Below are 25,453 nucleotides of genomic sequence, written 5' to 3' on the forward strand. Positions count from 1 at the left end.
CTTGTATAGTATATGAAAAAGTTAGATTTATGTCAAGCAAAAAATAGTGAAAATCTTGTACTTTTATAAGACTTTTAAAATACTATAGGTAATTGAAATGAAGACCTTCTAGAATGAGAGTTCCATAAGGAATCAATGTTCTATTATTAGAGGAAGAAAGAAAAAGCCGCCTATGATGGCGGCTTTGTTATTCAATTATAATACTTCTTTGATTTCAGCGGCATCGATGGATGCTTTGATATCGTCTGCCATTTTTTCGATTTTAGGAAGATCTTCTTCTTTTAAAGAGGATTTGATATCAAGTGGTTCGGATACGATTTCAATATCTTTGAAGTCGTTTTCAAAGTGAGTAACCATTGTTTTCATTGCAGCAGATGCCCAAGAGTGGTTACCGATGATAGATACCTTGTGGTTTTGGAAGTTAAGAGCTTTTAACTCATGAATGAAGTTTTCCATTGTAAGGTATAGGTTTAGATTGTATGTAGGCGCAATTGTTACCAAGTTAGTGTATTTCCAAGCATCAGCGATGATGTAGGACGCATTAGTTTTGGAAACATCATAGATTTTGATATCTGTAACACCGCGTTTGGATAATTGTTTAGCCAATTGTTGTGCGATAGCACGAGTGTTACCGTACATAGAACCAAAGGCGATTACAACACCTTTTTTCTCAGCAGTATAGCTGGACCAGTGCAAGTATTTGTGCAAGATATAATCGATAGTTTCAGGTGTACGCCAGATTGGACCATGAAGTGGAGCAATGCGTTTGATTTCAAGACCAGAAACTTTGCGAATTGCATTTTGTACTTGAGGACCGTATTTACCAACGATATTTGTGTAGTAACGACGAGCTTCTTCTTCGTATGTAGCAATGAAATCAGTTTGGTCCGCAAAGATATTGCCGTTAACTGTACCAAATGTACCAAAAGCATCTGCAGAGAACAAAGTACCTGTAGATTTTTCATAAGTACAAGTTACTTCTGGCCAGTGAACCATTGGCATAGTGTAGGAAACAAGGGTATGTTTACCAAGGCAAATTTCGTCGCCTTCTTTTACAGTGTAATATTGGTCAGGTTTTGGAGAATTGTAGAATTGCTCGAACATGCGGAATGTTGTAGCATTACCTACCATTTTACAGTTTGGATAGCGTTCCAATGTTTCCAACAATGTTTGGCAATGATCTGGTTCCATATGGTTAACGATGATGTAATCAAGATCACGACCGTTCAATAGGTAAGTCAAGTTATCAAAGTATTCTTCGCGAATTTCAGCATCTACAGAGTCAACAACACAAGTTTTTTCATCATCGATGAAATAGCTATTATAGCTAACACCATTTGGAATAGGGAATAAGTTTTCGAAACGTTCAGTAGTCCAGTCATTACTACCAATCCAGTAGATATTATGGGTCATTTTCTGAGCACAATGCATAATAAAATCCTTTCTTAACTCACTTACGTATATGTATAGATTTAAATAAAATTACTTTGTTAAATATGTCATCAACTTATAATACTAATATTTACGAAAAAAATCAATATGGAAAAGCCCACTCCTAGGAGTAGGCTTTCACATACAAGAATGGTAACTAATTACTTAAAGTATTTTACACCAGATGTAAAGATTGGCATTTCTAATTGGCCAGGAATATTTTTACTAATACCTGCACCGCACCGTTCGGAATGAGCCATCTTGCCGAATACGCGACCATCTGGACTATAAATACCTTCGATAGCAGCGACGGATTGGTTTGGATTGAAGTGGCTATCCATGGAGGCGATACCGTCAAAGTCAACATATTGTGTAGCGATTTGACCAGTTTTATTGAACTCTAACACTTGTTGAGGCGAAGCAATGAAGCGACCTTCACCATGAGAAATTGGCACAGTGTAGATTTCGCCTGCTTTAGCATCACTCATCCAAGGGGATTTAGTAGAAATAACTTTTGTATTGACCATGCGAGACAAGTGACGACCAATTGTATTGTACGTCAATGTAGGATGATCTGCACTCAACGTTTCGATGTGGCCAGCAGGTAATAAACCTAATTTGATAAGCGCTTGGAAACCATTACAAATACCAAGAACTAGACCATCTTGTTTGTACAAGAGATTTTCTAGGCCTTCTGCAAGGTATGGATTGCGGAAGAGGGTAGCCATGAACTTACCAGAACCATCTGGTTCATCACCAGCACTGAATCCACCTGGGAACATAAGAATTTGAGACTCTGCTAATTTAGCTTTGATTACGTCAATGGATTCTTTTAATTGTTCTGGTGTTTGATTACGAATGACTACGATATCTGTTTCTGCACCGGCACGTTCAAAGGCACGAGCAGAATCAAATTCGCAGTTTGTACCAGGGAATACAGGAATGAGAACTTTAGGTTTAGCGCCTAAGGATGTACTACGAGGTTTAGCGTGTTGATCATGAATGTACGCTACTGCTTCACCAGAACCATTTGGTGCATGCATAGGGAAGATATCATTGAGTGGAGCTTCATAAGCTGCTTGGATTTCTTTAAGAGATACGGATTGATCGGACCATTCAATAACAGGGGTTGCTTGTGTTACACCAATTACTTTTAGGCCTGGTAATTCTAAGAGATAGTTAACAGCTTTAATATCTACCTCTACGATAAATGCGCCAAGAGCTGGTTGGAAGATTGCTCGTTCAGCATATTTGTCAAATTTAACACCAATATTGTTGCCAAGAGCCATTTTTGTTACTGCTTCAGGAATACCACCTTGATCAACTACATAGGCGGAATACACACGACCTTTTTCAATTTGTTCTTGTAATGTATCGCAAATTTCTTTGAAACGATCCCAATCAGGAGTGTCGTTATATGTACGAGGTACATCAAAGAATACGAGACGGTGGTCTATGCCTTTAAGGTCTTGGCTTACGATATTATCTACATGGGCTGTACCAACTGCAAAAGATACGAGAGTAGGCGGAACTGTTAGGTCCATAAATGTGCCACTCATAGAATCTTTGCCACCGATAGCGCCAATTTCAAGTTCTTTTTGTGCTTTATAAGCGCCGAGAAGGGCTGCCACAGGTTTGCCCCAAGATTCTTTTGTGTTAAGGCGTTCAAAGTATTCTTGTAAGGTTAAGTACGCATCTTCACGACGGCCGCCGAGCGCTACTAATTTAGCGACAGATAAAAGTACAGCATATTGTGCGCCATGGTATGGGCTCCAGTCAGATAACTCAGGTACAAAGCCGTGAGTCATGATGCTAGCAGTGGTAGTTTGACCGTTTAGAACTGGTAACTTGGCTACCATGCCTTGAGTCGGTGTTTTTTGGAATTTGCCACCAAATGGCATGAGCACAGTATTAGCGCCAACAGTACTGTCAAAGCGTTCTGCTAAGCCTTGTTGGGAAGCAGTGTTTAAATCTGATACAGCAGCGAGCCACTTTTCTTTGAAGTTATCTGCACTAGCAGAGCCGCGTAAGAAGTAAGAACGATCCGCCGGAGCTTTTACAATAACCTCTTGTTGTTGGCTGGCGCCGTTTGTATTTAAGAAGTCACGGCTGATGTCGACGATAGTTTTGCCATTCCAGTTCATGATGAGACGATTTGTATCAGTCACATCTGCTACAACTGTACATTCTAAGTTTTCTTCATCGCAATAAGCTTTGAATGTATCTACATCAGAAGCAGCAATAACACAAGCCATGCGCTCTTGAGATTCAGAGATGGCTAGTTCTGTACCATCAAGGCCAGCGTATTTTTTAGGAACTAAATCAAGGTTGATAGTTACACCGTCTGTTAATTCACCGATGGCAACGGACACACCGCCAGCACCAAAGTCATTACAACGTTTGATAAGGGTAGTTACTTCACCGCGACGGAAGAGGCGTTGGATTTTACGTTCTGTGAGAGGGTTGCCTTTTTGTACCTCAGCCCCACATGTGGAAAGGGATTCTACGGTGTGCTCTTTAGAGGAACCGGTAGCACCACCACAGCCATCGCGCCCAGTTTTGCCACCTAATAATACCACAACATCCCCAGCAACAGGCGTTTCACGGCGTACTTGATTACGTGGAGCCGCACCGATAACGGCACCGATTTCCATGCGTTTTGCTACGTAACCAGGATGGTAATATTCTTTTACTTCCCCTGTAGCAAGACCGATTTGGTTGCCGTAAGAGGAATAGCCACGAGCTGCTTCTTGAGTGATTTTCTTTTGCGGTAATTTACCTTCTAATGTATCTTCAAGGCTAGTATGAGGATCGCCAGAGCCAGTAATGCGCATTGCTTGGTATACATAAGCACGGCCACTCAATGGATCGCGGATACAGCCACCTAAGCATGTAGCAGCGCCGCCGAATGGTTCGATTTCAGTCGGATGGTTATGGGTTTCATTTTTGAATAATAATAACCATTCCTCTGTTTCACCGTTTACATCTACAGGAACGATGATAGTACATGCATTGATTTCATCGGATTCATCGAGGTTTGTTAAACCGCCAGCATGACGCAATTCTTTTACAGCTAATGTAGCCATGTCCATGAGGGAACGTGCTTTTTTCTTAGTTGTATAGAGCTCAGCACGACCTTCCATGTATTCTTCGAGGGCTTCTTCAATAGGGCCTGTGAAGCGACTAGCTTCGATGGATATATCCGTTAACTCAGTCATAAATGTGGTGTGGCGGCAGTGGTCGGACCAATATGTATCGAAGAGGCGAATTTCTGTAATCGTAGGATCGCGGTGTTCTATCTCTGCATATTGTTGTCTAATCATTTGAAGATCCGCCAATGTCATAGCGAGACCATAATTTTTGATGAGTTCTTCTAACTCAACATCGGTCATTGTCGTAAAGCCATTGATGGTTGCTACTGGTTTTGGCTCCTCTAAATCAAGGGCCAAGGTGTTAGGCAATTCAAGGCTAGCTTCACGAGAATCAACAGGGTTAATGTAGTACGCTTTGATGGCAGCTTCTTGTTCTTTTGTGAAAGTGCCTTCAATCGCGAATACGCGAGCACATCGGACGATGTGACCAGACGTGAGTGTGAGCATGGAAATGCATTGCTCTGCGCTGTCGGCGCGTTGATCATATTGACCTGGTACGTATTCAACAGCAAATACGAAACCTTGCAAAGCTGGAATTTCATCTAACACTGTATCCACAGGAGGTTCGGAGAAAATTAGATTTTTTGCAGATTCTAAATCTTTTGCATCTAAATGTTCAATATCATATCGTTCATAAATGGTAATACCTGTAACAGGCATAGATAACTCCTGTTGTAAGGTATGTAACATGCGTTGTGCTTCTTGGTTGAAAGATTCTCGTTTTGTTACGAATAATCGTTGTATAGCCATTGTAGCCTCCTGTAATGTATATAATTCCCTATGGAATATTGACAAATTAAGTATAGTCGGTCTAGACTTATAAGTAAAGATAATCTTACTTATGAAAAGATTAGAAATACTAATAAATATGAAAAATTCATGAAGGTCATAAGACCTAATATTCATGAAGTTTTCTACATATTCATTATATATTGAGAGTTCATCGTTATAATATAATAAATGATATGTATAGTTAAAAGTAAGACGTTACTATTAGTATATAACAGAGGTGAATAAAATGGCAGTATCTGCAGATTTATATAGAACCTTTTTAGGGGTAGGCTTATATTTATCCTTTTCTCGTGCCGCAAAAGAACTAGGTGTGTCTCAATCCGCCATCAGTCAAAGCATTAAACAATTAGAAGGGGAACTCAATATGCCTCTTTTCGTGCGCACTACTAAATCTGTAGGGTTCACGCCAGAAGGAAAAGAATTGTTTGATACGGTAGCTAAAGCGTTCTCCATTCTTGATAATGGGGTGACTCAATTACAAGAACGTGTTAGCCAAGCTTATGAAAGTTTGAATTTGGCTGCTACAGATACATTATGTCGCCATTTCTTATTGCCCTATTTCCATAAATGGCAATTGCAAGAAAGTGAAATCGGTCTCCATATTATCAACCGCCCATCTCCTGATTGCGTAGAGTTAGTACTTAACAAAGAGGCGCAATTAGCGGTGGTTAATGATTATGAAGGTTTGCGTGATAATCCACAATTAGAAGTGACTACGCTTGCTACGATTCAAGACGTCTTCGTTGGGGGGCCTGACTATAAAGGGGCAGGGTTCTTTGATCAAGGTCGTCTGCTTAATGAGCCTATTTTATTATTACATAAGGGCTCCGCAAGTCGTACTTTCTTCGATGAAGTTACACATGGTGCATGTCGTAAGCCTCGTTTTGAATTGGGTAGCGTTGATGTATTGCTAGACCTTGTGGAAATCAATATGGGGATTTCCATGTTGCCTAATCACGTGGTGCAACAAAAGATGCAAGAAGGGACTATCGTTCGTATCGACACAGATATTCCTGTACCGACTCGCGATATTGTACTTGTACGCTCTCGTTTGGTACCTCAGTCTGAAGGGGCTGCGCGATTTACATCTTTACTTGTGAATCGTGAAAGCACACGCGATAAAATTCTGTAATTATAAAGCACACTTTATGAATTTTCATAAAGTGTGCTTTTTTATATTTTTGGCTATGTCTTTGTGTGCTATATTATATAGTTATAGAGCTGTTAAATCTCGTGATTTAAAATAGGAAGTTGTTAAGACTTACTTGAGATAAATTTACAAGCTGTCTAATGCGATTTTTGCTAGCCGCATTATAAGACTTTTGCCACATATAGGTTGACCCTAAGGGGCTATTTACGTTAAAATTTAAAGATAGTTATGCGGAGGTATAAGCACATGGAATTATTAAAAAAGCGCATTCGTGAAGAGGGGGTTGTCCTCAATAATCGCGTGCTAAAAGTAGATGGCTTCTTGAACCATCAAATCGATCCACAATTGTTTAAAGCAATTGGTAAAGAAATCGCGGATCGTTACCGTGATGCCGGTGTGCAACGTATTGTTACTATTGAAGCATCTGGTATTGCGTTGGCATTGATGGCCGCTCTTGAGCTCGACGTGCCTTTGGTATTTGCACGTAAGAAAAAATCTATCCTTATGGTAGATGATGTATATCATAGTGTTGTGTACTCTTATACAAAAGAAGAAAACTACGATATTACTATCTCCAAAAAATTCTTGCCAGCTGGTGAAAAAGTATTGATTATCGATGACTTCTTGGCATCCGGCGAAGCAGCTATGGGCCTTGCTAAATTGGTTCAAGATGCAGGTGATACAGTAGTAGGTATGGCCATTGCTATTGAAAAATCCTTCCAACCTGGTCGTGAACGCCTTGAAAATGCAGGCTACCGTGTTGAGTCTTTAGTTCGTATTAAAGAATTTAAAGATAATGGATGTGTATTTATCGAAGACTAATTGTCTGATTATTTGTAGAGGGCATTATGAATCAAAAAGCAGAAAAATTTGACTTACTTGTTGCTGATCTGAATAAGGGTGGCAACTCTTGGTTTACAAAGGAAGAAATGACAGACGACCTTCATACTGTTGTGTACCACGGCCGTTTGGATGTTCATAATCATAGTTTGCCTGTGTTCATCGTTGTGGATGATTCTGCATTCTCCTATGCACGTATAGCTATCACAACTACATCTATTGATGAAAAAGTAATTCCTGCTGTATTAAAAGAGCTCAACACATTAAACCAAGATTACAAAGTATCCAAATATTATGTAAGCACTGAAGATAACAATATCTACATGGACGTATCTGTTCCTGCCTTGACTGAACAATTCGATCCTACTGTAGTAGTAAATCTTTTGCTTGAAGTAGTTCAACCACATTTAGATGCTGTACATAAAGGCATTCTTAAAGTAGCTGGTTTAGCTTAATAGAGGTTGTTATGAATCCTAAAGCATTATTATTTGATAAGTTTTTGAAAGAAGAAGAGATTACATCCTTTGAACGCAAGGACTTTGATGATGAGGACGGCACTGTCGTATATCGCTCTTACATCAAATCTCCGTTGTGGGATATGCCTTTATTCGTTATTCTTGATAACAGTATTTATAGTGTCATTCGTTTAGTGTTAGGCCCTGACAAGGTAACAGCACAAAACATGGCTGCCTTAAATGCGTTGATCAATCGCGATAATGCGACTTACAAAAACTATAAACTCTATATTGATGAACAAGACTCTAGTCTATATTTAGACTGCGTATACATGTGTGGTGACGATGCCTTTGAACCTGCATTAATGTATGCGTTGATGTCATCTATCGTAGATTACATCCCTGAATCTGTAGGGGAATTAAAAGCTGCTTTTGAAAGTAGTACTCACTAACTAATAGTAACTACAAATTAAGCGGTCTAATGTTCGGAAACATAAAAAGAGGATAACCTGTTATTACATAGGTTATCCTTTTTTTGTTTTATTTCAATAGGTCCTGTTAATAGCGATTAGTATGATAAAACTCAGTTTAGATTAATAGAAGATAATTATTTTGCTGGTAAAACATCTATTTTGAAATACATCTATATAATAAAATAGAAATTCTTCGTTAAGTTCGGAATGTATCGAATAATAAATATAATTAATGAAAAATAATTCGAAAATAGTGTTGATTTTGTACATATTAGGTGTTACAATTTGTGTACAAGAAGGAGGTAGCACCGTGAACTATGCAAATCAACAAACTCAAGGCAAGTCTACGGAGGCTATTTGTGCGCATTTTTCCCAGTCTATTTAGGCTGGGCTTTTTTATTAGGAGGATCTATGAAGGTCGGTATTATCATGGGCAGCAAGTCTGACCTAGACACAATGAAAAAGGCATCTGCCGTACTTGATGAATTTAACATCCCTTATGAAATGGTTATCGCTTCTGCACATCGTACGCCAGAGGCTGTAAAGGATTTTGTTACACGACTGGAAGATGAAGGGGCTATCGCTTTTATCGCTGGTGCTGGTGCAGCGGCCCACTTACCAGGTGTAGTAGCGAGCTTCACTACATTGCCTGTTATCGGTATTCCTCTTAATGCAACGGCATTGAAGGGCATTGACTCTTTACTTGCTATCGTTCAAATGCCATCTGGCATGCCTGTAGCAACTATGGCTGTAGACGGTGCTAAAAATGCAGCACTCTTTGCAGTACAAATTGGAGCAGCTTTCAACAAAGAATTAAAAGAACAATATGTACAGTATCGCAAAGATATGGCTGAAAAAGTCTTAGCAGATAATGCAGAACTACAAGGTGCCATTAAATTATAATCGTCTAAATCATCATTTATACGTTCTCGAATAGAAAAGAGTAAAAGGAGAAATATCATGGCTAACATCGACTTAGAAAAATTAACATTGTTGTACGAAGGTAAAGCAAAACAAGTGTATCAAACAGATAATAAAGATGAGTACATTGTTCATTACAAAGATGATGCTACTGCATTTAATGGTGAAAAACATGATACTATCCTTGGCAAAGGCGTATTGAATAATAAAATTTCTTCTTTCTTCTTTGAATTGTTGAAAAAAGAAGGGGTACCAACTCACTTTGTTCGCCGTGAAGATGATCGTAATCAAACAGTACTTACTTTAAATATTATTCCTTTAGAAGTTATCGTTCGTAACATTGCAGCAGGCTCCATGGCTAAACGCTTTGGTATTGAAGAAGGTACACCTCTTAAACATCCAATCCTTGAATTCTGCTACAAAAATGATGAACTAGGCGATCCATTTGCTAATGAATCCCAAATCACAGCACTTGGCTGGGCTACTCAAGAACAACTTGATGTCATCTCTACAATCACTTTAAAAGTAAACGATATTTTGAAAAAATTCTTAGCCACAAAAAATGTAACCCTAGTAGACTTTAAATTAGAATTTGGTACACACAATGGTGAAGTCTTATTAGGTGATGAAATTTCTCCTGATACATGCCGTTTCTGGGATGCTACAACAGGTGAAAAACTCGACAAAGACCGTTTCCGCCGAGACCTTGGCAACATTGAAGAAGCGTACAAAGAAATGTTATTCCGTCTTACTGGCGAACGCGCCTAAGGGGGCACAATGAACTACGATCCTGTTTTTGATAAATGGCATGAAGAGTGTGGTGTATTCGGTGTCTATGATAGAACCGTTGATGTAGCACGCTATGTATATTGGGGCCTCTTTGCGCTCCAACACCGTGGACAAGAAAGCGCGGGCATTGCCGTTACAGATGGTCATGATGTAGAACTAAAAAAGGGCATGGGTCTGTTGACTGAGGCTATCAAAGAATTACCATCTTTGCCTAGCTATATGGGGACTGGTCATGTACGGTACTCCACAACAGGGTCCAATAATCCACGCAATATTCAACCTTTAGTAATTCACTATCAAGGGGGGCAAATTGCAGTAGCTCACAACGGTAATCTGACGAATGCTTTGGCTGTTCGTAAACGCCTTGAAGCAGATGGGTCCATTTTTCAAACGACTATGGATTCCGAGGTTATTGTAAACCTTATTGCCCGCTCTAAAGCAGAAACTCAGGAAGAACGAATTGCTGATGCAGCACGTCAAATTGAAGGGGCCTTTTCTCTCGTTATTACTACGAACGACTCCTTGGTTGGTGTGCGTGATCCGCAAGGCTTTAGACCTCTTTGTTTAGGTAAAACGGCTAATGGCTATGTCCTTTCTAGTGAAAGCTGTGCTTTTGATGCGATTAAGGCTGAGTTCATTCGCCATATAGATCCAGGTGAAATGGTTATCATCGATGACTCAGGCGTACGTAGCACCATTTATGCGGAACCAGAAAAAATCGACAAAAAGCTTTGCGTCTTTGAATATATCTATTTTGCTCGTGGCGATAGCCATATCGATGGTCAATCGGTATATCAATCTCGCCTTAATATGGGCCGAGAATTATATAACGAAACAAAGTATGATGCGGATATTGTTATGTCCATTCCTGACTCAGGTACAACGGCTGCACTAGGTTATGCCCGTGCATCAGGGATTCCTTTTGCAGAAGGTCTTGTTAAAAACCGTTATAGTGGTCGTACTTTTATCAAACCAAACCAAGAGGAACGGGAATTGGCTGTTCGCATGAAGCTTAATGCATTGCCTCACATTGTAGGGGGAAAACGGATTGTCCTTATCGATGACTCTATCGTGCGCGGTACTACGAGTGGTATTATCGTTAAAATGCTAAAGGAAGCGGGCGCTAAAGAGGTTTATATGTGTGTAAGTTCTCCGGCGATTGAGTATTCTTGTCACTATGGTATTGATACATCGGTACGTAAAGAGCTTATCGCTGCGACACATACAGTAGATGAAATTAAAGACTATATTCATGCCGATAAATTACATTATTTATCTCGTGAAGGATTATGTCGTGCTATATCTGATGTAGAAGCAAATGATTTATGTTTTGCTTGCTTTAATGGTAATTACAGTGTAGAGGTTCCTGCGGAACAAGAGAAAGGGGTCAAATATGTGCTCGAATAAAACTAGTTTAACCTATCGGGATGCAGGCGTTGATATCGATGCAGGCAATCGTGCCGTCGAATTGATGAAAGCTTCTGTAAAACGCACCTATACCCCTGGTGTTGTTGGCGATTTAGGTGGTTTTGGAGGTCTCTATTCCTTAGCGGGTCATGCTATGTCGGACCCTATGCTCGTATCTGGTACGGATGGGGTGGGCACTAAATTGCGTCTCGCTATCATGATGGATAAACATGATACGATTGGTCAAGACTGCGTAGCCATGAGTGTTAACGATATTCTTGTGCAAGGGGCGACACCTCTATTTTTCCTAGACTATATTGCAGTAGGCAAGTTGGATCCTGTGAAAGTAGCAGACATCGTGCGCGGTGTGGCTGAGGCTTGTGAAGAATCTGGATGCGCTTTGTTAGGCGGAGAAACTGCTGAAATGGCAGGTTTTTATGATAATAATGACTACGACGTAGCGGGCTTTGCAGTGGGGATTGTTGATCGCCCTAAATTGATTACTGGTGAAAGTATCAAAGCTGGTGATGTAATTTTGGGCCTGCCATCTTCTGGAGTACATTCCAATGGGTTCTCCTTGGTTCGTAAAATCGTATTTGACCATAAACAGTTGTCTATTGATACAGATATTCCTGAATTTGGTAAAACCTTAGGTGAAGAATTATTGACGCCTACTCGTTTATATCCAAAAGCTGTATTGCCATTAATTGAACAACAGCTTGTAAAAGGTATGGTTCATATTACAGGTGGTGGCTTCTATGAAAACATTCCGCGCGTATTGCCAAAGGGCGTGACCGCAGAGGTAGATGTTACTACATGGCCACGACTTCCTGTATTTACAAAACTACAAGAATGGGGTAATGTAGCATGGCCTGAAATGTATCGTACGTTTAACATGGGGATTGGCATGATACTCATAGTTGATCAAAAGGATGTGGATCAGGTTAAAGAAAATCTCACTAACCGTGGTGAAGCAATATACGAAATTGGCCGCATCGTAAGTGGTAATGGTCCAGTTGTCCTAAAAGGGGCTGAGTTTGATGTGTAATTCTAAGAAGCGATTAGCTCTCTTTGCTAGTGGTCGTGGATCCAATGGAGAAGCTCTGTATAAGGCCATGCAAGAAGGCTATATTAACGGTGAGTTTGTTATCATCATCACAGACCACGGTACAGCTGGTATTGTGGAACGTTCTAAATCTTGGAATATTCCACTCATTGTGATTGAACGTAGCGATTATGATTCAAAAGTTAGCTTTGAACAAGCTCAGTTAGATGCCTTAGAACCCTATCAGGTAGATGGTATTGTATTAGCTGGCTATATGCGTATAGTTGGATCTAAGCTCATTGAACGGTATGAGCATAAGATTTTAAATATCCATCCTGCGCTATTGCCATCGTTTCCAGGACTTCATGGTCATCAACAAGCCATCGATGCAGGTGTAAAGATAACGGGGTGTACGGTACACTTTGTAGATGCAGGAATGGATACGGGGCCTATCATTCTGCAGAATACGGTTCCTGTATTACCCGAGGATACAGAGGATACCTTGAGTGATAGATTATTACCTATCGAACATAAAACGTATAAAGAGGCATTGCAACTATTTTGTGAAGACAAGCTCACTATAAAAGGTAGAGTCGTTTATATTGAAGATTGATGAGAAATCAAAGGGAGCGGTTACATGATTAAAAATGCACTTCTTAGTGTTTCTGATAAAACGGGTATTGTAGACTTTGCGAAAGGTTTAGTTGAATTAGGTGTTACCATTTATTCAACAGGTGGGACCCTTAAAGCGATTACTGATGCGGGCATTGCAGCAAAAGCCGTAGAGTCTTTAACAGGTTTTCCTGAAATGATGGATGGTCGTGTAAAGACATTGCATCCAAAGGTTCATGGTGGCATTCTAGCAATCCGTGATAATGCGGAGCATCAACAAGCTATGTCGGATCATGATATTGAACCAATCGACCTTGTTGTAGTCAATCTTTATCCATTCCGTGAAACCATTGCAAAACCAAATGTATCCTTAGAGGAAGCTATTGAAAATATCGATATCGGTGGGCCTACCATGGTGCGCTCTGCTGCGAAAAACCATGCATATGTGGGCATCGTTGTAAACCCAAATCATTATGATGAAATTTTAGCAATGCTTAAAGAACATGGGGAATTAACTAAAGACTATCGCTTTGGTTTGGCGAAAGAAGCCTTTGCTCATACTGCTGCTTATGACGTAGCCATTGCTAACTATATGAGTGGTGTCTTAAATGAAGGCCCTACACCACCTGAATATTTAAGTGCTTATGAAAAGGTAACAGACCTTCGCTATGGAGAAAATCCGCATCAAAAAGCGGCATTCTACAAAGAAATCGGAACGGCTCATGGCATGGGCGTGTTAAAACAACTCCATGGTAAAGAGCTCTCCTATAACAACATCGTAGATATGGAAGCGGCTTGGAACATGGTGTGGGAGTTTACAGATCCTGCAGCTTGTATTATTAAGCATACAAATCCTTGCGGCGCGGCTACAGCGGCTACCTTGCATGATGCGTATGTAAATGCTTACGAAGCAGACTCGGTATCTGCCTTTGGTGGTATTGTAGCTTTAAACCGTGAAGTCGATGCGGCTACGGCAGAAGAAATGAGCAAAATTTTCTTAGAAGTCATTATGGCACCTGCTTTCACAAAAGAAGCACTAGAAATTCTTGAAGCGAAGAAAAATATTCGCCTCATTGAGTTATCTAAACCTGAATCTGGCCAAGTGACAGTGAAAAAGGTTTCTGGTGGTCTATTAGTACAAACAGAAGATGATATTCTAGAAGATCGTGCTAACTATAAAGTGGTTACGAAGGTACAACCAACAGAGGAGCAATGGAAGGCCCTCGAATTTGCGTGGAAGCTTGTAAAACACGTAAAATCCAATGCGATTTTAATTTCTAATGAAAAACGGAAACTTGGTGTTGGTGCTGGTCAAATGAACCGCGTTGGGTCTGCAAAAATCGCCCTTGAACAAGCTGGTGAAGCCGCTAAAGGGGCTGTGTTAGCATCTGATGCATTCTTCCCGTTTGGGGATACTGTAGAAACGGCGGCAAAACATGGTATTGCAGCCATCATTCAACCGGGTGGCTCCATTCGAGACGAAGAATCTATCAAGGCTGCTGACGAAGCGGGCATTGCCATGGTATTTACAAGTATTCGTCACTTTAAACACTAATGAGTGGTAAATAGTTAGCTTATAGTTAAGCACAATTACTATTTATTTTCCTACAGATGAATGGGATAGTTTCAATCTAATCCATGAAGTATTGATGGCGTTTAGGCGTCGATGGAGGATTTATGAAAGTATGTGTAATCGGTAACGGCGGCCGCGAACATGCCTTGGCATGGCGTTTGTCCATCAGCCCTAGCGTAACAAAGGTATATGCCATTCCTGGCAGTGCGGCCATGTCAGATTGTGCCGAGCTAGTAGGCATTGACTGGCAACAAAGCGATCATTTGATTAGCTTTTTAAAGGATAATCAAGTCGATTTAGTCGTTGTCGGCCCTGAGGCACCTCTTGTGGCAGGTCTAGCAGATACACTTAATAAGGCGGGGATTCCGGTCTTTGGACCATCCAAAGCAGCTGCTCAACTAGAAGGCTCTAAAGTGTTCGCTAAAGATTTAATGAAAAAATATAACATCCCAACAGCCGCCTATGGTGTATTCCACAATGTAGATGAAGCAAAAGACTTTATCGGTCAAACGGGTGCCCCTATCGTAGTTAAAGCCGACGGTTTGGCAGCTGGTAAGGGTGTTGTAGTGGCTATGACTATTGACGAAGCAAATGCGGCTGTAGAAGATATGCTTAGTGGCAACCGCTTTGGCGAGGCTGGCAGCACCGTAGTTATTGAAGAGTTTATGGAAGGTGAAGAGGCGAGTTTACTTGCCTTTGTAGATGGGAAAACAGTAGTTCCTATGATTGCTTCCCAAGATCATAAGAGTATCTTTGATGGTGATAAAGGGCCTAATACAGGTGGCATGGGGACCTATGCACCAGCGCCAGTACTCACTGATGCATTGCGGGATGAAGCGATGCAAACGATTCTAGAACCGATGGTGGCAGCTATGCAAAAAGAGGGAATGCCTTATGTAGGCTGCCTCTATGCAGGGCTTATGATTACCTCTGAAGGACCTAAGGTAGTAGAGTTCAATGCCCGTTTTGGTGATCCTGAAACACAAGTTGTATTACCGTTACTAGATGGCGATTTAGGTCAAATCATGATGGCTTGTGCCACAGGCAATTTGACAGCTGATATGGTGAAATGGAAAGACTCCTCAGCGGCATGTGTTATTCTTGCCTCTAAGGGATATCCTGAAACTTCGTCCAAGGGCGATGTTATTAGTGGTGATATTAAGCAATACGATACGACTATCGTATTCCACTCTGGTACAAAGCTTGTTGGTGACAAGTACGTTACGAATGGCGGTCGCGTCCTTGGCGTAGTAGGTCTCGGTAAAGATCTTAGAACCGCGCTTGATAGAGCTTATGAACGGATAGAACATATTGACTTTGAAGGTATGCAATACCGTACAGATATTGGAGCGAAAGCTTTCAAATAAAGATAAAGTATTATAAATAAACTGAAAACCTCTACATTCATGCATAATGCATGGGGTGTAGAGGTTTTATTTTCTACCTTTTAATGGTTACCTATGTTATAATAATATAGATATAAAGAGGAAGAGGGCCCATCGACGTGTGATGGCGTTAGGCTCATCTCAAAATTTTGAAACCTATTGATGGCGCCTAATATGTAGAAGTACATCTTCTACATATTAGGTGTTTTTACTATAGTCTATTTTTCGTATGGCGACGTACAACTATGAAATATAACAAAGAACTGTTAGAACTGAATAGTCCAGTGGCCTTTTGGCTGAACTTCCCCAATGAAGAACGCGTGTTTTGGGTGGATCGTCAGAGTGACCGTATCGTTGTAGGCGCTAAACGTCTGGCGACGGTTAAAGATGATGAGGACCGCCATAATTACGCCTACGTATTTTATGGGGATACTTTTTTTGAGACCTCCAAAGATCCTAAATGGTCTGGCATGGGCCATGAAATGATTGCTTTCACCCATTATTACATCGTAGAAAATGGGGAATCTTTCTATCTTTATGCTGGTGAAAGTGTACCTATCGAGGATTTTGAGGTGCCTCGCGTACGACATAATTTCAAGGAAACAAGTGATGATAAGGCTGATTGGGATAGCCTGATGAGTGCTATTGCTGAGGGCATCAGTAGTGGTGAAATGACTAAGGTCGTTTCATCTCGTGAGGTGGAGTTTACTAGTGATACACCCTATAATGTGGCGAGTATTCTAGCTAATCTAGTAGATAATAATCCTAATTGTTTTATCTTTGGTTACGAAAAGGATGGACGTACCTTTGTAGGTGCATCCCCAGAAATTCTAGTCCGTCATCGTGGTAGTGAAATCCTTAGTTATGCTTTAGCTGGTACGGCGTCTAAACATGGGCCTAACGGGTGGTCTAAGGAACAACTGTTAACAGATAAGAAAAATCTTTTTGAACATAATATCGTCCGTGATCGCATTGTAAATACTATGAAAGCTATTACTCCAGATGTGACCACAGGCGAAACGGGTATTATGGAGTTATCTCATCTCTATCATTTACGCACCATAATTACCGCAAAGGATAGTACAAAGTCCCTCATAGAGTGGGCAAAATTATTACACCCTACGCCTGCGCTCGGAGGGGAACCTAGAGAAAAGGCATTGGCACTATTACAACGGTACGAAGCCCATGAGCGTGGCATGTACGCAGCTCCATTTGGCTTTATGAAAGACATGGGGGATGGCATCATAGTCGTTGCTATACGATCGGCACTCATCATGGATAATGTACTGTATGCCTATGCAGGGTGTGGTGTTGTGGCCGACTCTGATGCGGATGAAGAATACGCAGAAACTAATAATAAAATGCGCACCATTTTGGATGCTCTATAATACATTTCCAAACCCTTAGGGGTTGTTGAAAGGGAATATAATGAACGAATATATTGCTGCCTTGGTAGATGAATTCTACCAACTCGGCGTCCGTCATGCCGTGTTTAGCCCTGGCTCTCGTTCTACGACGATGGCCATGCTTTTCACAGAGCATGAAGGATTTGAAACCTATATGAATATAGATGAGCGCTCTGCTAGTTTTATGGCTCTTGGTATTGCAAAGGCTCATAAGGAACCAACTGTACTCGTATGTACCTCTGGTTCGGCAGTGGCTCATTATTTGCCCGCTATGTTAGAGGCTCAATATAGCGGTGTGCCTCTCATCGTACTATCTGCTGATAGGCCACACACGTTGTTACACGTAGGGGCTCCTCAGACAGTAGACCAACAGAAAATGTTTGGTACTGCTGTAAACTATTACGAAGAATTAGCAGTGCCTCAAGAGGCTCATTACTTTACTTATCCACGCCAAGTAGCACGTAAAGCGTATATGAAAGCTATGGATACTAAAAAAGGACCAGTACATATCAATGTGCCTCTCTTTGAGCCCTTGGTGCCTGAACTAGACAGTAAGCACTTTGAAGCGGGACGTAGTCCGTTTAACCTAGTTAAGCCGAATTATAGTAGTGGCTGTTGTTGTGATAATACAAGTCGCAGAAGTTATGTAAACATTACTAGTAGTACAAATCATGTAAACAATACTAGTAGTAAGGATGATAGCTTTCTGGCACAATATAAGAATATTCTTATATTAGCTGGACCACAGGTAGATGTTGTAGAAGCTAACAGTATTCTTTCTTTTGCTACAACATTACAGGCACCTATCTTGGCAGATCCATTGTCTAATGTTAGACGATGTTATAACTCTGTTGGTGGACATAGTGATAAGGATCGTATCGACACTAGTAAGACTGTTATTTCTACCTATGATGCGTTTTTAGCTGATAAAGAGCTATGGCCTATACTAAAGCCTGATTGCATAATTCAGTTCGGACAAATTGTTGTGTCTAAACGAGTACAACAGATGGTGGCGACTTGGGACAATGTAGAATACATTGAGGTTAATCCTACGATGGACTCTATGAATCCAACGGGTAAAACCACTATGCACATGCAAGCAAGTATTGATGTATTTACGAAGCTGTATGGTATACAAAATGATTCCCCAGCCTATCTTGGTAAATGGCAGCATTTAGAAACAGCAGGAAAACAGAAACTAAGTACAGTAATAGAGGAACCAAGTTGTTTTGAAGGTCGTACGATACGCGAGTTACAGCAACATATTCCTGATACTGCACAAGTACTTGTTGCCAATAGCATGAGTATTCGAGATTTTGATTATTTCTGGTTTAGCGGTGAGTCTAGCGCCGTACTATATGGCAACCGCGGTGTCAACGGTATAGATGGTACCATTTCGACTGCGTTAGGTCTTGCCACAAATGGACTGCCTACATATCTTGTAACGGGTGACTTGTCTTTGTTCCATGATTTAAATGGATTGGCCGTAGCCAAAACGCACAATCTCAATTTGACGATTATTTTGCATAATAATGATGGAGGCGGTATTTTTGAATACTTGCCGCAAAAAGGAACAAAGCATTTTGATTACTTGTTCTCCACATCACAAGGTTTAGATTACAGTGGGGCTGCAAAACTCTATGGTTGTAGTTACACTAAAATCTCCAGACCTGATGAATTGAGTGTTGTACTATCTAATGTTAGCTCAGAAACAGGTGTTCATATCATTGAAATTCCTACAAATCGGGAATATAGCAGAGAATTGCATAAGAAATATACAAAGGTTTCAGTGGATATGGAGGCATTACTATGAGTCAGTATTTTTGCAGTATTGTAGATAATGCTTTGTGTAATCCAGCTCAACGCATGTACTTTGATTTGGGGGAATACCGCTACGGTTTAACTGTAGTTGGCGATGGAGAACCTATAGTGTGTTTTCATGGCTTCTCTGAATCGAGCTATACTTGGGATGCTATTAATCTTCCCGGTTATCGCCTAATCCGTATCGACTTGATTGGTCATGGTGATTCTGATATTCCTGATGAAGATAAGGCGTATACGATCCCTCAAATGATAGAGGATTTGCATACCGTTATTTATCATATGGTTGGTGATAGTTATTACCTCATGGGTTACTCCATGGGGGCCCGCATTGCCCTTTCCTATGCTTTGGAATATGAACGTGAAATCCAAGGTCTCATCCTTGAAAGTGGCTCTGTTGGCATCGCATCTGATGATGAGCGAGCAGAACGTCGTAAGGCCGATGAGGATTTAGCAGTTCACATTGAAAATCATGATGGTGCGTGGTTTGCGACACGTTGGGCGGAGGCTCCAATTTTTGAAAGTCAAAAGAAGCTTTTACCAGAAGTGACTGAATTAATCCAGTTACGCCGTGCGCATAATAGTCCGTATGCATTAGCATGTACCCTTCGTGGCTCAGGGCAAGGTGTGATGACCTATGTAGGTGATCAATTAGAAAAATTATCATGTAAAGGATTATATGTGAGTGGCGCATTAGATACAAAATATACTACAATAGGAAGAGATGTATTTGGCAAGTTGCCAAACTTTAAACATGTCGTCGTCGAAGGGGCGGGGCATAATGTACATATAGAAAAGCCGCATATGTTTGAACAAGCGGTATTAGAGTTTTTACAGAAGAAAGGTTAAGTCCATGAGCAAATTTGATTGGAAAGTATTGGATCGTAATTATGAAGATGTAATTTACGAAACATATAATGGTATTGCAAAGATTACTATTAACCGTCCAGAGGTGCGCAACGCGTTCCGTCCTAAAACTGTTATGGAGTTAATCGATGCTTTTACAGTAGCTCGTGAAGATAACGAAGTAGGTGTAATCGTATTGACTGGTGCTAATCACGGCCAAGGTGAAGATAAAGAAGCATTCTGCTCTGGTGGTGACCAAAGCGTACGTGGTCATGGTGGTTATGTAGGGGAAGATAATGTACCTCGCTTGAACGTTCTTGATTTACAACGTTTGATTCGCGTTATTCCTAAACCTGTTATCGCTATGGTTAACGGCTATGCTATCGGTGGCGGTCATGTATTGCACATCGTATGTGACCTTACCATCGCTTCTGAAAATGCTAAATTCGGTCAAACTGGTCCTCGCGTAGGTTCCTTCGACGCTGGCTATGGTGCGGGTTACTTGGCTCGTATGATCGGTCACAAACGTGCTCGCGAAGTATGGTTCTTATGCCGTCAATACACTGCTGCTCAAGCCTATGAAATGGGCATGGTTAACACTGTAGTACCATTCGATAAATTGGAAGAAGAAACCGTTCAATGGTGTAGCGAAATTCTTGAATTGTCCCCAATGGCATTGCGCATGTTAAAAGGTGCTTTCAACGCTGACACTGATGGTCTTGCAGGCTTACAACAATTTGCAGGCGATGCAACATTGATGTACTACACAATCGATGAAGCAAAAGAAGGTCGTGACGCGTTCAAAGAAAAACGCAAACCAAACTTCAAACAATTCCCTAAATTCCCTTAATAGGGAGAGTTACTAGTTCTAGGTTGAGGACTAACTAATTGTTAACATAATAAGGGCGCCTCTATATGAGGCGCCTTTCTTGTAATATCACTAGGTGATAATGTGTAGATATGAAATTAATCATTAGGAATCATATTTAGATACGAGGTGAGACAATGGACTGGTTACGATATGGTGCTGAGCACTATCCTGATCGCATATGTATAAATGAATATACTTATAACGATATATACCGTGGCGTAGTCCATGTAGCTCGTAAAATAGAGTCCCTAGAAGCCTCTCGTGTAGCTATTTTGTCTGATAACTCTGTGACGATGGCAATCTATATATTGGCAGCTATGCTGGTGCATAAAGAGGTACTACTACTAAATGTACATCTTAAGACTAAGGAAATAGAAAACCAATCAGCTCAGTTAGATGTAACTACCGTATTGCACAGCGTTGAGCGACGAGATCAATTGCCTAGAGCCATTTCTACTATTGGTTTTGAATCGCTAGAAAGTATTCTATCCGATGTAGAACCAGAGGATACTTTTGACTGGACCTTTGAAGATAGAGATATAGCGGCCATCATGAATACGAGCGCCACCACGGGGCAGTTTAAGTCTGTTCCTCTTCGATGGGGGCAAATTAGAGCTCATGTACAAGCGTCTAAAGAGGTATTGGGTAAAACTGAACAAGATAATTGGCTCATGGTATTGCCTTTATTCCATGTAAGTGGCCTATCTATCTTGATGCGGTCCCTTTATAATGGCACGGCTGTTACTATATTGCCTAAATATGATGAAGCTCAAGTTCTCAAGCTCATAGAGTCTGAGAACATCAATATGATGTCTCTAGTGCCTACTATTTTGACTCAATTAGAACCACGTATTACACATCATAAGTTGCGTGTTATCTTGCTCGGTGGTGAGTTCATTCCTATGGCACTCATCGATGCTTGTGAAAAGAAATCCTTACCAATTTACAAGACCTATGGCATGACGGAAACCTTTAGTCAAAGCGTGACCTTCTCCGTATTGGATTACCCTCATAAACGTGATTCTGTAGGAAAACCATTGCCTGGGATGCAGGTTCGTATTGATAATCCTGATGCAGACGGGGTAGGTGAGATTCACTTAACCGGTCCTATGGTTATGACTGGATATATCAACAAGGAACCTATTGATGGGGACCTAAATACCGATGATATCGGTTACGTCGATGCAGAGGGGTTCGTATATATTTTGAACCGTCGCAAGGACCTCATCATTTCTGGTGGTGAAAATATTTATCCTAAGGAATTAGAGGATTTAGTCTATACATTGCCATCGGTTAAGGAATGTGCCGTTGTACCTGTACCTGATCCTAAATGGGGACAAGTACCAGCACTCTTTGTGGCCTTTTACGATGGTGAAAGTATGACTGCAGATGAAGTTCTATCCTTTATGAGCAAGTCTCTGGCAAAATATAAAGTTCCTAAATACGTAAAGGTATTGCCTGCTTTACTTAGAAATGGGACAGGTAAGATCCTGCGTAATGAACTGCGGTTAGAAGATTGAGGCGCCTATGAATGATATTTTAAACTTTAAAAGTATAACTACATATCGCCTTAAATTGCCGTTAAAGTTTAACTTTAAAACTGCCAAAGGTGAAGTAAAAGAACGAGAAACTATCGTCATTCGCATCGAGGACCAACAAGGGTATGTAGGTTATGGGGAATGCGTGGCTTTCACAGATCCCTTTTATACAGCAGAAACGGTAGATACATGCTGGCAAAAATTAGTGAATGACTATATTTTTAATCTCCGGTTGATGCGGCCTAAGCCGCTCATGACCTATGTGCGTCAACTACAGTTTTGGCTAAATCGAGATTATATGCCTATGACAATTGCGGCCTTAGAAAATGCATTGATTAACCTTCATTGCGAGCGATTAGGTGTAAACTCCGTTTCCTATATTATGGGACGGTCTTTACAAGATACCATTGAAAGCGGCGTTGTTATCGGTGATGTACCGATGGAACAATTGCTAGATGCCGTAGAGGCTCATGTGGAGAATGGTTGTAAGCGCATCAAGTTAAAGGTGAATCCTACAGATGGCTACGAACGGGCAGCTTTAGTACGTAAGCATTATCCCAATTTAGTCTTGGCCGCCGATGCGAATCAAAGCTATTCTTATGATGAAATTGATAAGGTACGTCAATTCAACGATTTGAAGCTAGCCTGTATAGAAGAGCCTTTTGCTATAACAACGCTTCAATCCTATAAGGAGTGGAAGTGGGAACGCCTCAATAATGATGATTGGCATATTGAAACGCCTATCTGTTTAGATGAGTCTATCTTGGGCTATGATGACTTATCTTATGCTATTGAGTATGGCCTCATAGATGTACTCAACATAAAAGTAGGCCGTATGGGTGGTCTCGTACCGACAAAGGCAGCTATTAACCTTTGTAGAGAATGTCATATTCCGTATTGGGTTGGCAGCATGGTAGAGTCGGGCATTTCTAAAATACTGCATGTTCAACTAGCGGCTCTAGGTGATTCCTATATGGCAGGAGACCTATCTGATTCCAATAGATATTTTGAACGAGATCTCATATATCCAGATTTAACTTTTAAGGATGGTGTTATGCATGTACCTGATGGGGATGGACTAGGTGTAACCGTCTTTGATGATAGATTAGAAGCGTATTGTGTGGAGAAACGAACACTATGAATTTAATAGAATCCTTACAAATTGAAGCACCTCGTATGACGAGCGATACTACATGCATTGCAAAAATGAACTTAGGAGAATTCCACAAACAGCCTCAAGGCTATCTAAATGGTGGTGCCACCTTAGCGTTTGCTGAAATCATTTCTGGCATGATGAGTAACGAACTCATTGGGCCAGAGAAATTTGGCGTAGGTCAATCCGTTACAGCTAATCACTTGCGCCCTGTACGATGTGAAGGGGCCTTAACAGCACATGGTTCCTTACTTGTAAAAGGGAAGACATCCCATGTATGGCGCTTTGATATGATGGACGATGCGGATCGACTCATCTCTCAAGTAACAGTGACATTGTCTATTGTGGATTTTAATCGTTAATGTACATTGTTGTACAAAGCAAAAAGGGCAGCATATACTTTTTGGTATATGCTGTCCTTTTGAAGTTTAGTTAACATACATAAATTGTCTGTTACTTACTTAGTTAAGTAAATACGTAAGTAATAAAGTACTTAACTATTTAACTATTTAAATTCTTACTTACGAGTGATAGTATATAGGTCTTCGATGTCTGGAATATCATAAATAACCCAAGTGCCATCACCTAAATGACGCATTAAAATCCTTATGTCTTTAGTCATATTCTTTTTATTGTTTTGGATGGTTGCTGTAACTGTTGCAGTTTCGCCATTGTCATCTGTTTTGAGATTTTTAATCTCTACATCATGCTCTTTAAAGAGGCGACCCTCTACGAGGCGGTCCACCATAGATTTGTTATCATCGTTTTGATTTGCTGCTTGGTTGTTATCCGTAGGAGGTTCAGCTTTAAAACTATCTGGATCTTCAATATATTTTCTCATTACATCTTCGATAAGGGCAGGGCCAAATGTTTTGGTAGCGGCTACTGCAGCTTTGCCAAATGGATTAGATGTATCAATATATTTATTTCCTTCACGTTCTACGATGTTTTTTACGATGGATTTTACATCTACATGGCGCAAGACTTCGTCTGCATCTTTATCTTGTACTGCTTGATGGATAATTTTTAATGTATAGGCTGGTGTATGTGGTATATACCATAAGAAATACCATGCGGCAGCTAATGCGCCTACAACAGCAATGATGAGGGCGATAATGACGCCTTTAGAACTATTTTTATTCACGGTGAATCCTTTCGTTTACGTTGTAGTTTAATTTTTTATAGCAAATATATACATATTGTAGCATATCAAGTAAAGAATAGTGTGAGAATTTGCACTTTTATGAAAATTAATGATAGACCGTGATTAGGGCTGAATAGAAGTAATTTAGCTCATATTTGCCATTGTAAAAGCCTTAAAAAAACTATTATCCTTCATAATCACTATTTTTAATAGAATTTTCATAAAAAAATCAAAAAAGTACTTGCATTAGTTAATGGGTACATGGTATTATGTACAAGTAGTCAACGAGAGTTGATACGCGGCCCCGTGGTGTAGCGGTTAACATGTCGCCCTGTCACGGCGAAGATCGTCAGTTCAAATCTGATCGGGGTCGCCATTTTTTTTTACAAAAAATTATGCCTCGGTAGCTCAGTTGGTAGAGCAACGGACTGAAAATCCGTGTGTCGACAGTTCGATTCTGTCCTGAGGCACCATTTGTATTCCATGCGGTTGTGGTGGAATGGCAGACACGCCATCTTGAGGGGGTGGTGAGCGTACGCTCGTGAGGGTTCAAGTCCCTCCAACCGCACCAAGATATAAGGACCTACAGTGAACTGTAGGTCCTTTTTTCTATGCCCATATTGGCAGACTTTTATATTACGTGTACAAT

At 40.6% G+C, this 25,453-nt stretch carries 21 protein-coding genes and 3 tRNA genes; 21 read left to right on the forward strand and 3 right to left on the reverse strand.

Features of this window, described 5'->3' with window-relative positions; all coding sequences use genetic code 11:
* Positions 1–195 precede the first annotated feature (195 nt).
* On the reverse strand, positions 196–1,431 hold the full coding sequence (locus RWZ05_RS05740) for an FprA family A-type flavoprotein (RefSeq protein ID WP_314642871.1): 1,236 nt from the start codon (positions 1,429–1,431) through the stop codon (positions 196–198).
* Positions 1,432–1,592: 161 nt separating this feature from the next.
* The gene (locus tag RWZ05_RS05745) at positions 1,593–5,333 is read right to left on the reverse strand and encodes a phosphoribosylformylglycinamidine synthase (RefSeq protein ID WP_314642872.1); all 3,741 of its coding nucleotides are present in this window, start codon (positions 5,331–5,333) and stop codon (positions 1,593–1,595) included.
* Positions 5,334–5,601: 268 nt separating this feature from the next.
* On the opposite strand from RWZ05_RS05745, the gene RWZ05_RS05750 reads away from it, so the two are divergent.
* The 18 genes from RWZ05_RS05750 to RWZ05_RS05835 all read left to right on the forward strand — a co-directional run bounded on the left by RWZ05_RS05750 (position 5,602) and on the right by RWZ05_RS05835 (position 24,022).
* Complete coding sequence (locus RWZ05_RS05750) at positions 5,602–6,507, forward strand: LysR family transcriptional regulator (RefSeq protein WP_314642873.1); 906 nt, start codon at positions 5,602–5,604, stop codon at positions 6,505–6,507.
* A gap of 264 nt (positions 6,508–6,771) precedes the next feature.
* On the forward strand, positions 6,772–7,347 hold the full coding sequence (locus RWZ05_RS05755) for a xanthine phosphoribosyltransferase (protein WP_314642874.1): 576 nt from the start codon (positions 6,772–6,774) through the stop codon (positions 7,345–7,347).
* 26 nt (positions 7,348–7,373) lie between these two features.
* Complete coding sequence (locus tag RWZ05_RS05760) at positions 7,374–7,820, forward strand: YbjN domain-containing protein (RefSeq protein WP_009351861.1); 447 nt, start codon at positions 7,374–7,376, stop codon at positions 7,818–7,820.
* A gap of 11 nt (positions 7,821–7,831) precedes the next feature.
* Positions 7,832–8,272 carry a hypothetical protein gene (locus RWZ05_RS05765; RefSeq protein WP_314642875.1) on the forward strand — a complete coding sequence of 147 codons (441 nt, stop codon included), beginning with the start codon at positions 7,832–7,834 and terminating at the stop codon, positions 8,270–8,272.
* A 432-nt stretch (positions 8,273–8,704) separates the two neighbouring features.
* Entirely contained in the window at positions 8,705–9,196 is a 492-nt protein-coding gene (purE, locus tag RWZ05_RS05770) for a 5-(carboxyamino)imidazole ribonucleotide mutase (protein WP_119208635.1), read from the forward strand.
* Between the two features lie 57 nt (positions 9,197–9,253).
* Complete coding sequence (gene purC, locus RWZ05_RS05775; RefSeq protein WP_314642877.1) at positions 9,254–9,982, forward strand: phosphoribosylaminoimidazolesuccinocarboxamide synthase; 729 nt, start codon at positions 9,254–9,256, stop codon at positions 9,980–9,982.
* Positions 9,983–9,991: 9 nt separating this feature from the next.
* Positions 9,992–11,410 (forward strand): amidophosphoribosyltransferase, encoded by a 1,419-nt coding sequence (gene purF, locus RWZ05_RS05780; protein WP_314642878.1) that lies wholly within the window; start codon positions 9,992–9,994, stop codon positions 11,408–11,410.
* Positions 11,397–12,458 carry a phosphoribosylformylglycinamidine cyclo-ligase gene (gene purM / locus RWZ05_RS05785; protein WP_314642879.1) on the forward strand — a complete coding sequence of 354 codons (1,062 nt, stop codon included), beginning with the start codon at positions 11,397–11,399 and terminating at the stop codon, positions 12,456–12,458. The genes purF and purM overlap by 14 nt, the downstream gene beginning before the upstream one ends.
* On the forward strand, positions 12,451–13,068 hold the full coding sequence (gene purN, locus RWZ05_RS05790) for a phosphoribosylglycinamide formyltransferase (protein WP_314642880.1): 618 nt from the start codon (positions 12,451–12,453) through the stop codon (positions 13,066–13,068). Before purM ends, purN begins: the two co-directional genes overlap by 8 nt.
* Before the next feature lie 24 nt (positions 13,069–13,092).
* Positions 13,093–14,622 carry a bifunctional phosphoribosylaminoimidazolecarboxamide formyltransferase/IMP cyclohydrolase gene (gene purH / locus RWZ05_RS05795; protein WP_314642881.1) on the forward strand — a complete coding sequence of 510 codons (1,530 nt, stop codon included), beginning with the start codon at positions 13,093–13,095 and terminating at the stop codon, positions 14,620–14,622.
* Between the two features lie 122 nt (positions 14,623–14,744).
* Positions 14,745–16,007: a phosphoribosylamine--glycine ligase gene (gene purD, locus RWZ05_RS05800; protein WP_314642883.1), complete on the forward strand. Its 1,263-nt coding sequence runs from the start codon at positions 14,745–14,747 to the stop codon at positions 16,005–16,007.
* Between the two features lie 263 nt (positions 16,008–16,270).
* Positions 16,271–17,413, forward strand: a complete 1,143-nt coding sequence (locus RWZ05_RS05805; RefSeq protein ID WP_314642884.1) for an isochorismate synthase — start codon at positions 16,271–16,273, stop codon at positions 17,411–17,413.
* 40 nt (positions 17,414–17,453) lie between these two features.
* Positions 17,454–19,244, forward strand: a complete 1,791-nt coding sequence (menD, locus tag RWZ05_RS05810; protein ID WP_314642885.1) for a 2-succinyl-5-enolpyruvyl-6-hydroxy-3-cyclohexene-1-carboxylic-acid synthase — start codon at positions 17,454–17,456, stop codon at positions 19,242–19,244.
* The gene (menH, locus tag RWZ05_RS05815) at positions 19,241–20,101 is read left to right on the forward strand and encodes a 2-succinyl-6-hydroxy-2,4-cyclohexadiene-1-carboxylate synthase (RefSeq protein WP_314642886.1); all 861 of its coding nucleotides are present in this window, start codon (positions 19,241–19,243) and stop codon (positions 20,099–20,101) included. Before menD ends, menH begins: the two co-directional genes overlap by 4 nt.
* A 4-nt stretch (positions 20,102–20,105) precedes the next feature.
* Positions 20,106–20,948, forward strand: coding sequence for a 1,4-dihydroxy-2-naphthoyl-CoA synthase (gene menB, locus RWZ05_RS05820; RefSeq protein WP_314642887.1), 843 nt, complete (start codon positions 20,106–20,108; stop codon positions 20,946–20,948).
* Positions 20,949–21,103: 155 nt separating this feature from the next.
* Positions 21,104–22,489 (forward strand): o-succinylbenzoate--CoA ligase, encoded by a 1,386-nt coding sequence (gene menE, locus RWZ05_RS05825; RefSeq protein WP_314642888.1) that lies wholly within the window; start codon positions 21,104–21,106, stop codon positions 22,487–22,489.
* 7 nt (positions 22,490–22,496) lie between these two features.
* Positions 22,497–23,648: an o-succinylbenzoate synthase gene (menC, locus tag RWZ05_RS05830; protein WP_314642890.1), complete on the forward strand. Its 1,152-nt coding sequence runs from the start codon at positions 22,497–22,499 to the stop codon at positions 23,646–23,648.
* Positions 23,645–24,022 (forward strand): PaaI family thioesterase, encoded by a 378-nt coding sequence (locus tag RWZ05_RS05835; RefSeq protein ID WP_314642892.1) that lies wholly within the window; start codon positions 23,645–23,647, stop codon positions 24,020–24,022. Before menC ends, RWZ05_RS05835 begins: the two co-directional genes overlap by 4 nt.
* A 155-nt stretch (positions 24,023–24,177) precedes the next feature.
* Here RWZ05_RS05835 and RWZ05_RS05840 read toward each other — a convergent pair whose 3' ends face one another.
* Positions 24,178–24,804 (reverse strand): DUF2939 domain-containing protein, encoded by a 627-nt coding sequence (locus tag RWZ05_RS05840; RefSeq protein ID WP_314642893.1) that lies wholly within the window; start codon positions 24,802–24,804, stop codon positions 24,178–24,180.
* 300 nt (positions 24,805–25,104) lie between these two features.
* Here RWZ05_RS05840 and RWZ05_RS05845 point away from each other — a divergent pair.
* From RWZ05_RS05845 to RWZ05_RS05855, 3 genes are all read left to right on the forward strand, one after another.
* Positions 25,105–25,180 (forward strand) — tRNA-Asp (locus RWZ05_RS05845).
* Between the two features lie 21 nt (positions 25,181–25,201).
* Positions 25,202–25,277 (forward strand) — tRNA-Phe (locus RWZ05_RS05850).
* 12 nt (positions 25,278–25,289) lie between these two features.
* Positions 25,290–25,375 (forward strand) — tRNA-Leu (locus RWZ05_RS05855).
* Positions 25,376–25,453: the final 78 nt, after the last annotated feature.

The organism is uncultured Veillonella sp., from assembly GCF_963543145.1.
Taxonomy (GTDB): Bacteria; Bacillota; Negativicutes; order Veillonellales; family Veillonellaceae; genus Veillonella.

Bases quoted from the DNA above. Each gene is read 5' to 3' on its own strand.
- RWZ05_RS05835 (WP_314642892.1), top strand. From the start codon at position 23,645: ATGAATTTAATAGAATCCTTACAAATTGAAGCACCTCGTATGACGAGC.
- RWZ05_RS05760 (WP_009351861.1), top strand. From the start codon at position 7,374: ATGAATCAAAAAGCAGAAAAATTTGACTTACTTGTTGCTGATCTGAAT.
- purH (WP_314642881.1), top strand. From the start codon at position 13,093: ATGATTAAAAATGCACTTCTTAGTGTTTCTGATAAAACGGGTATTGTA.
- menC (WP_314642890.1), top strand. From the start codon at position 22,497: ATGAATGATATTTTAAACTTTAAAAGTATAACTACATATCGCCTTAAA.
- purN (WP_314642880.1), top strand. From the start codon at position 12,451: ATGTGTAATTCTAAGAAGCGATTAGCTCTCTTTGCTAGTGGTCGTGGA.
- menE (WP_314642888.1), top strand. From the start codon at position 21,104: ATGGACTGGTTACGATATGGTGCTGAGCACTATCCTGATCGCATATGT.
- menD (WP_314642885.1), top strand. From the start codon at position 17,454: ATGAACGAATATATTGCTGCCTTGGTAGATGAATTCTACCAACTCGGC.
- purC (WP_314642877.1), top strand. From the start codon at position 9,254: ATGGCTAACATCGACTTAGAAAAATTAACATTGTTGTACGAAGGTAAA.
- menB (WP_314642887.1), top strand. From the start codon at position 20,106: ATGAGCAAATTTGATTGGAAAGTATTGGATCGTAATTATGAAGATGTA.
- RWZ05_RS05745 (WP_314642872.1), bottom strand. From the start codon at position 5,333: ATGGCTATACAACGATTATTCGTAACAAAACGAGAATCTTTCAACCAA.
- menH (WP_314642886.1), top strand. From the start codon at position 19,241: ATGAGTCAGTATTTTTGCAGTATTGTAGATAATGCTTTGTGTAATCCA.
- RWZ05_RS05750 (WP_314642873.1), top strand. From the start codon at position 5,602: ATGGCAGTATCTGCAGATTTATATAGAACCTTTTTAGGGGTAGGCTTA.
- purM (WP_314642879.1), top strand. From the start codon at position 11,397: ATGTGCTCGAATAAAACTAGTTTAACCTATCGGGATGCAGGCGTTGAT.
- RWZ05_RS05805 (WP_314642884.1), top strand. From the start codon at position 16,271: ATGAAATATAACAAAGAACTGTTAGAACTGAATAGTCCAGTGGCCTTT.
- purE (WP_119208635.1), top strand. From the start codon at position 8,705: ATGAAGGTCGGTATTATCATGGGCAGCAAGTCTGACCTAGACACAATG.
- RWZ05_RS05765 (WP_314642875.1), top strand. From the start codon at position 7,832: ATGAATCCTAAAGCATTATTATTTGATAAGTTTTTGAAAGAAGAAGAG.
- purD (WP_314642883.1), top strand. From the start codon at position 14,745: ATGAAAGTATGTGTAATCGGTAACGGCGGCCGCGAACATGCCTTGGCA.
- purF (WP_314642878.1), top strand. From the start codon at position 9,992: ATGAACTACGATCCTGTTTTTGATAAATGGCATGAAGAGTGTGGTGTA.
- RWZ05_RS05740 (WP_314642871.1), bottom strand. From the start codon at position 1,431: ATGCATTGTGCTCAGAAAATGACCCATAATATCTACTGGATTGGTAGT.
- RWZ05_RS05755 (WP_314642874.1), top strand. From the start codon at position 6,772: ATGGAATTATTAAAAAAGCGCATTCGTGAAGAGGGGGTTGTCCTCAAT.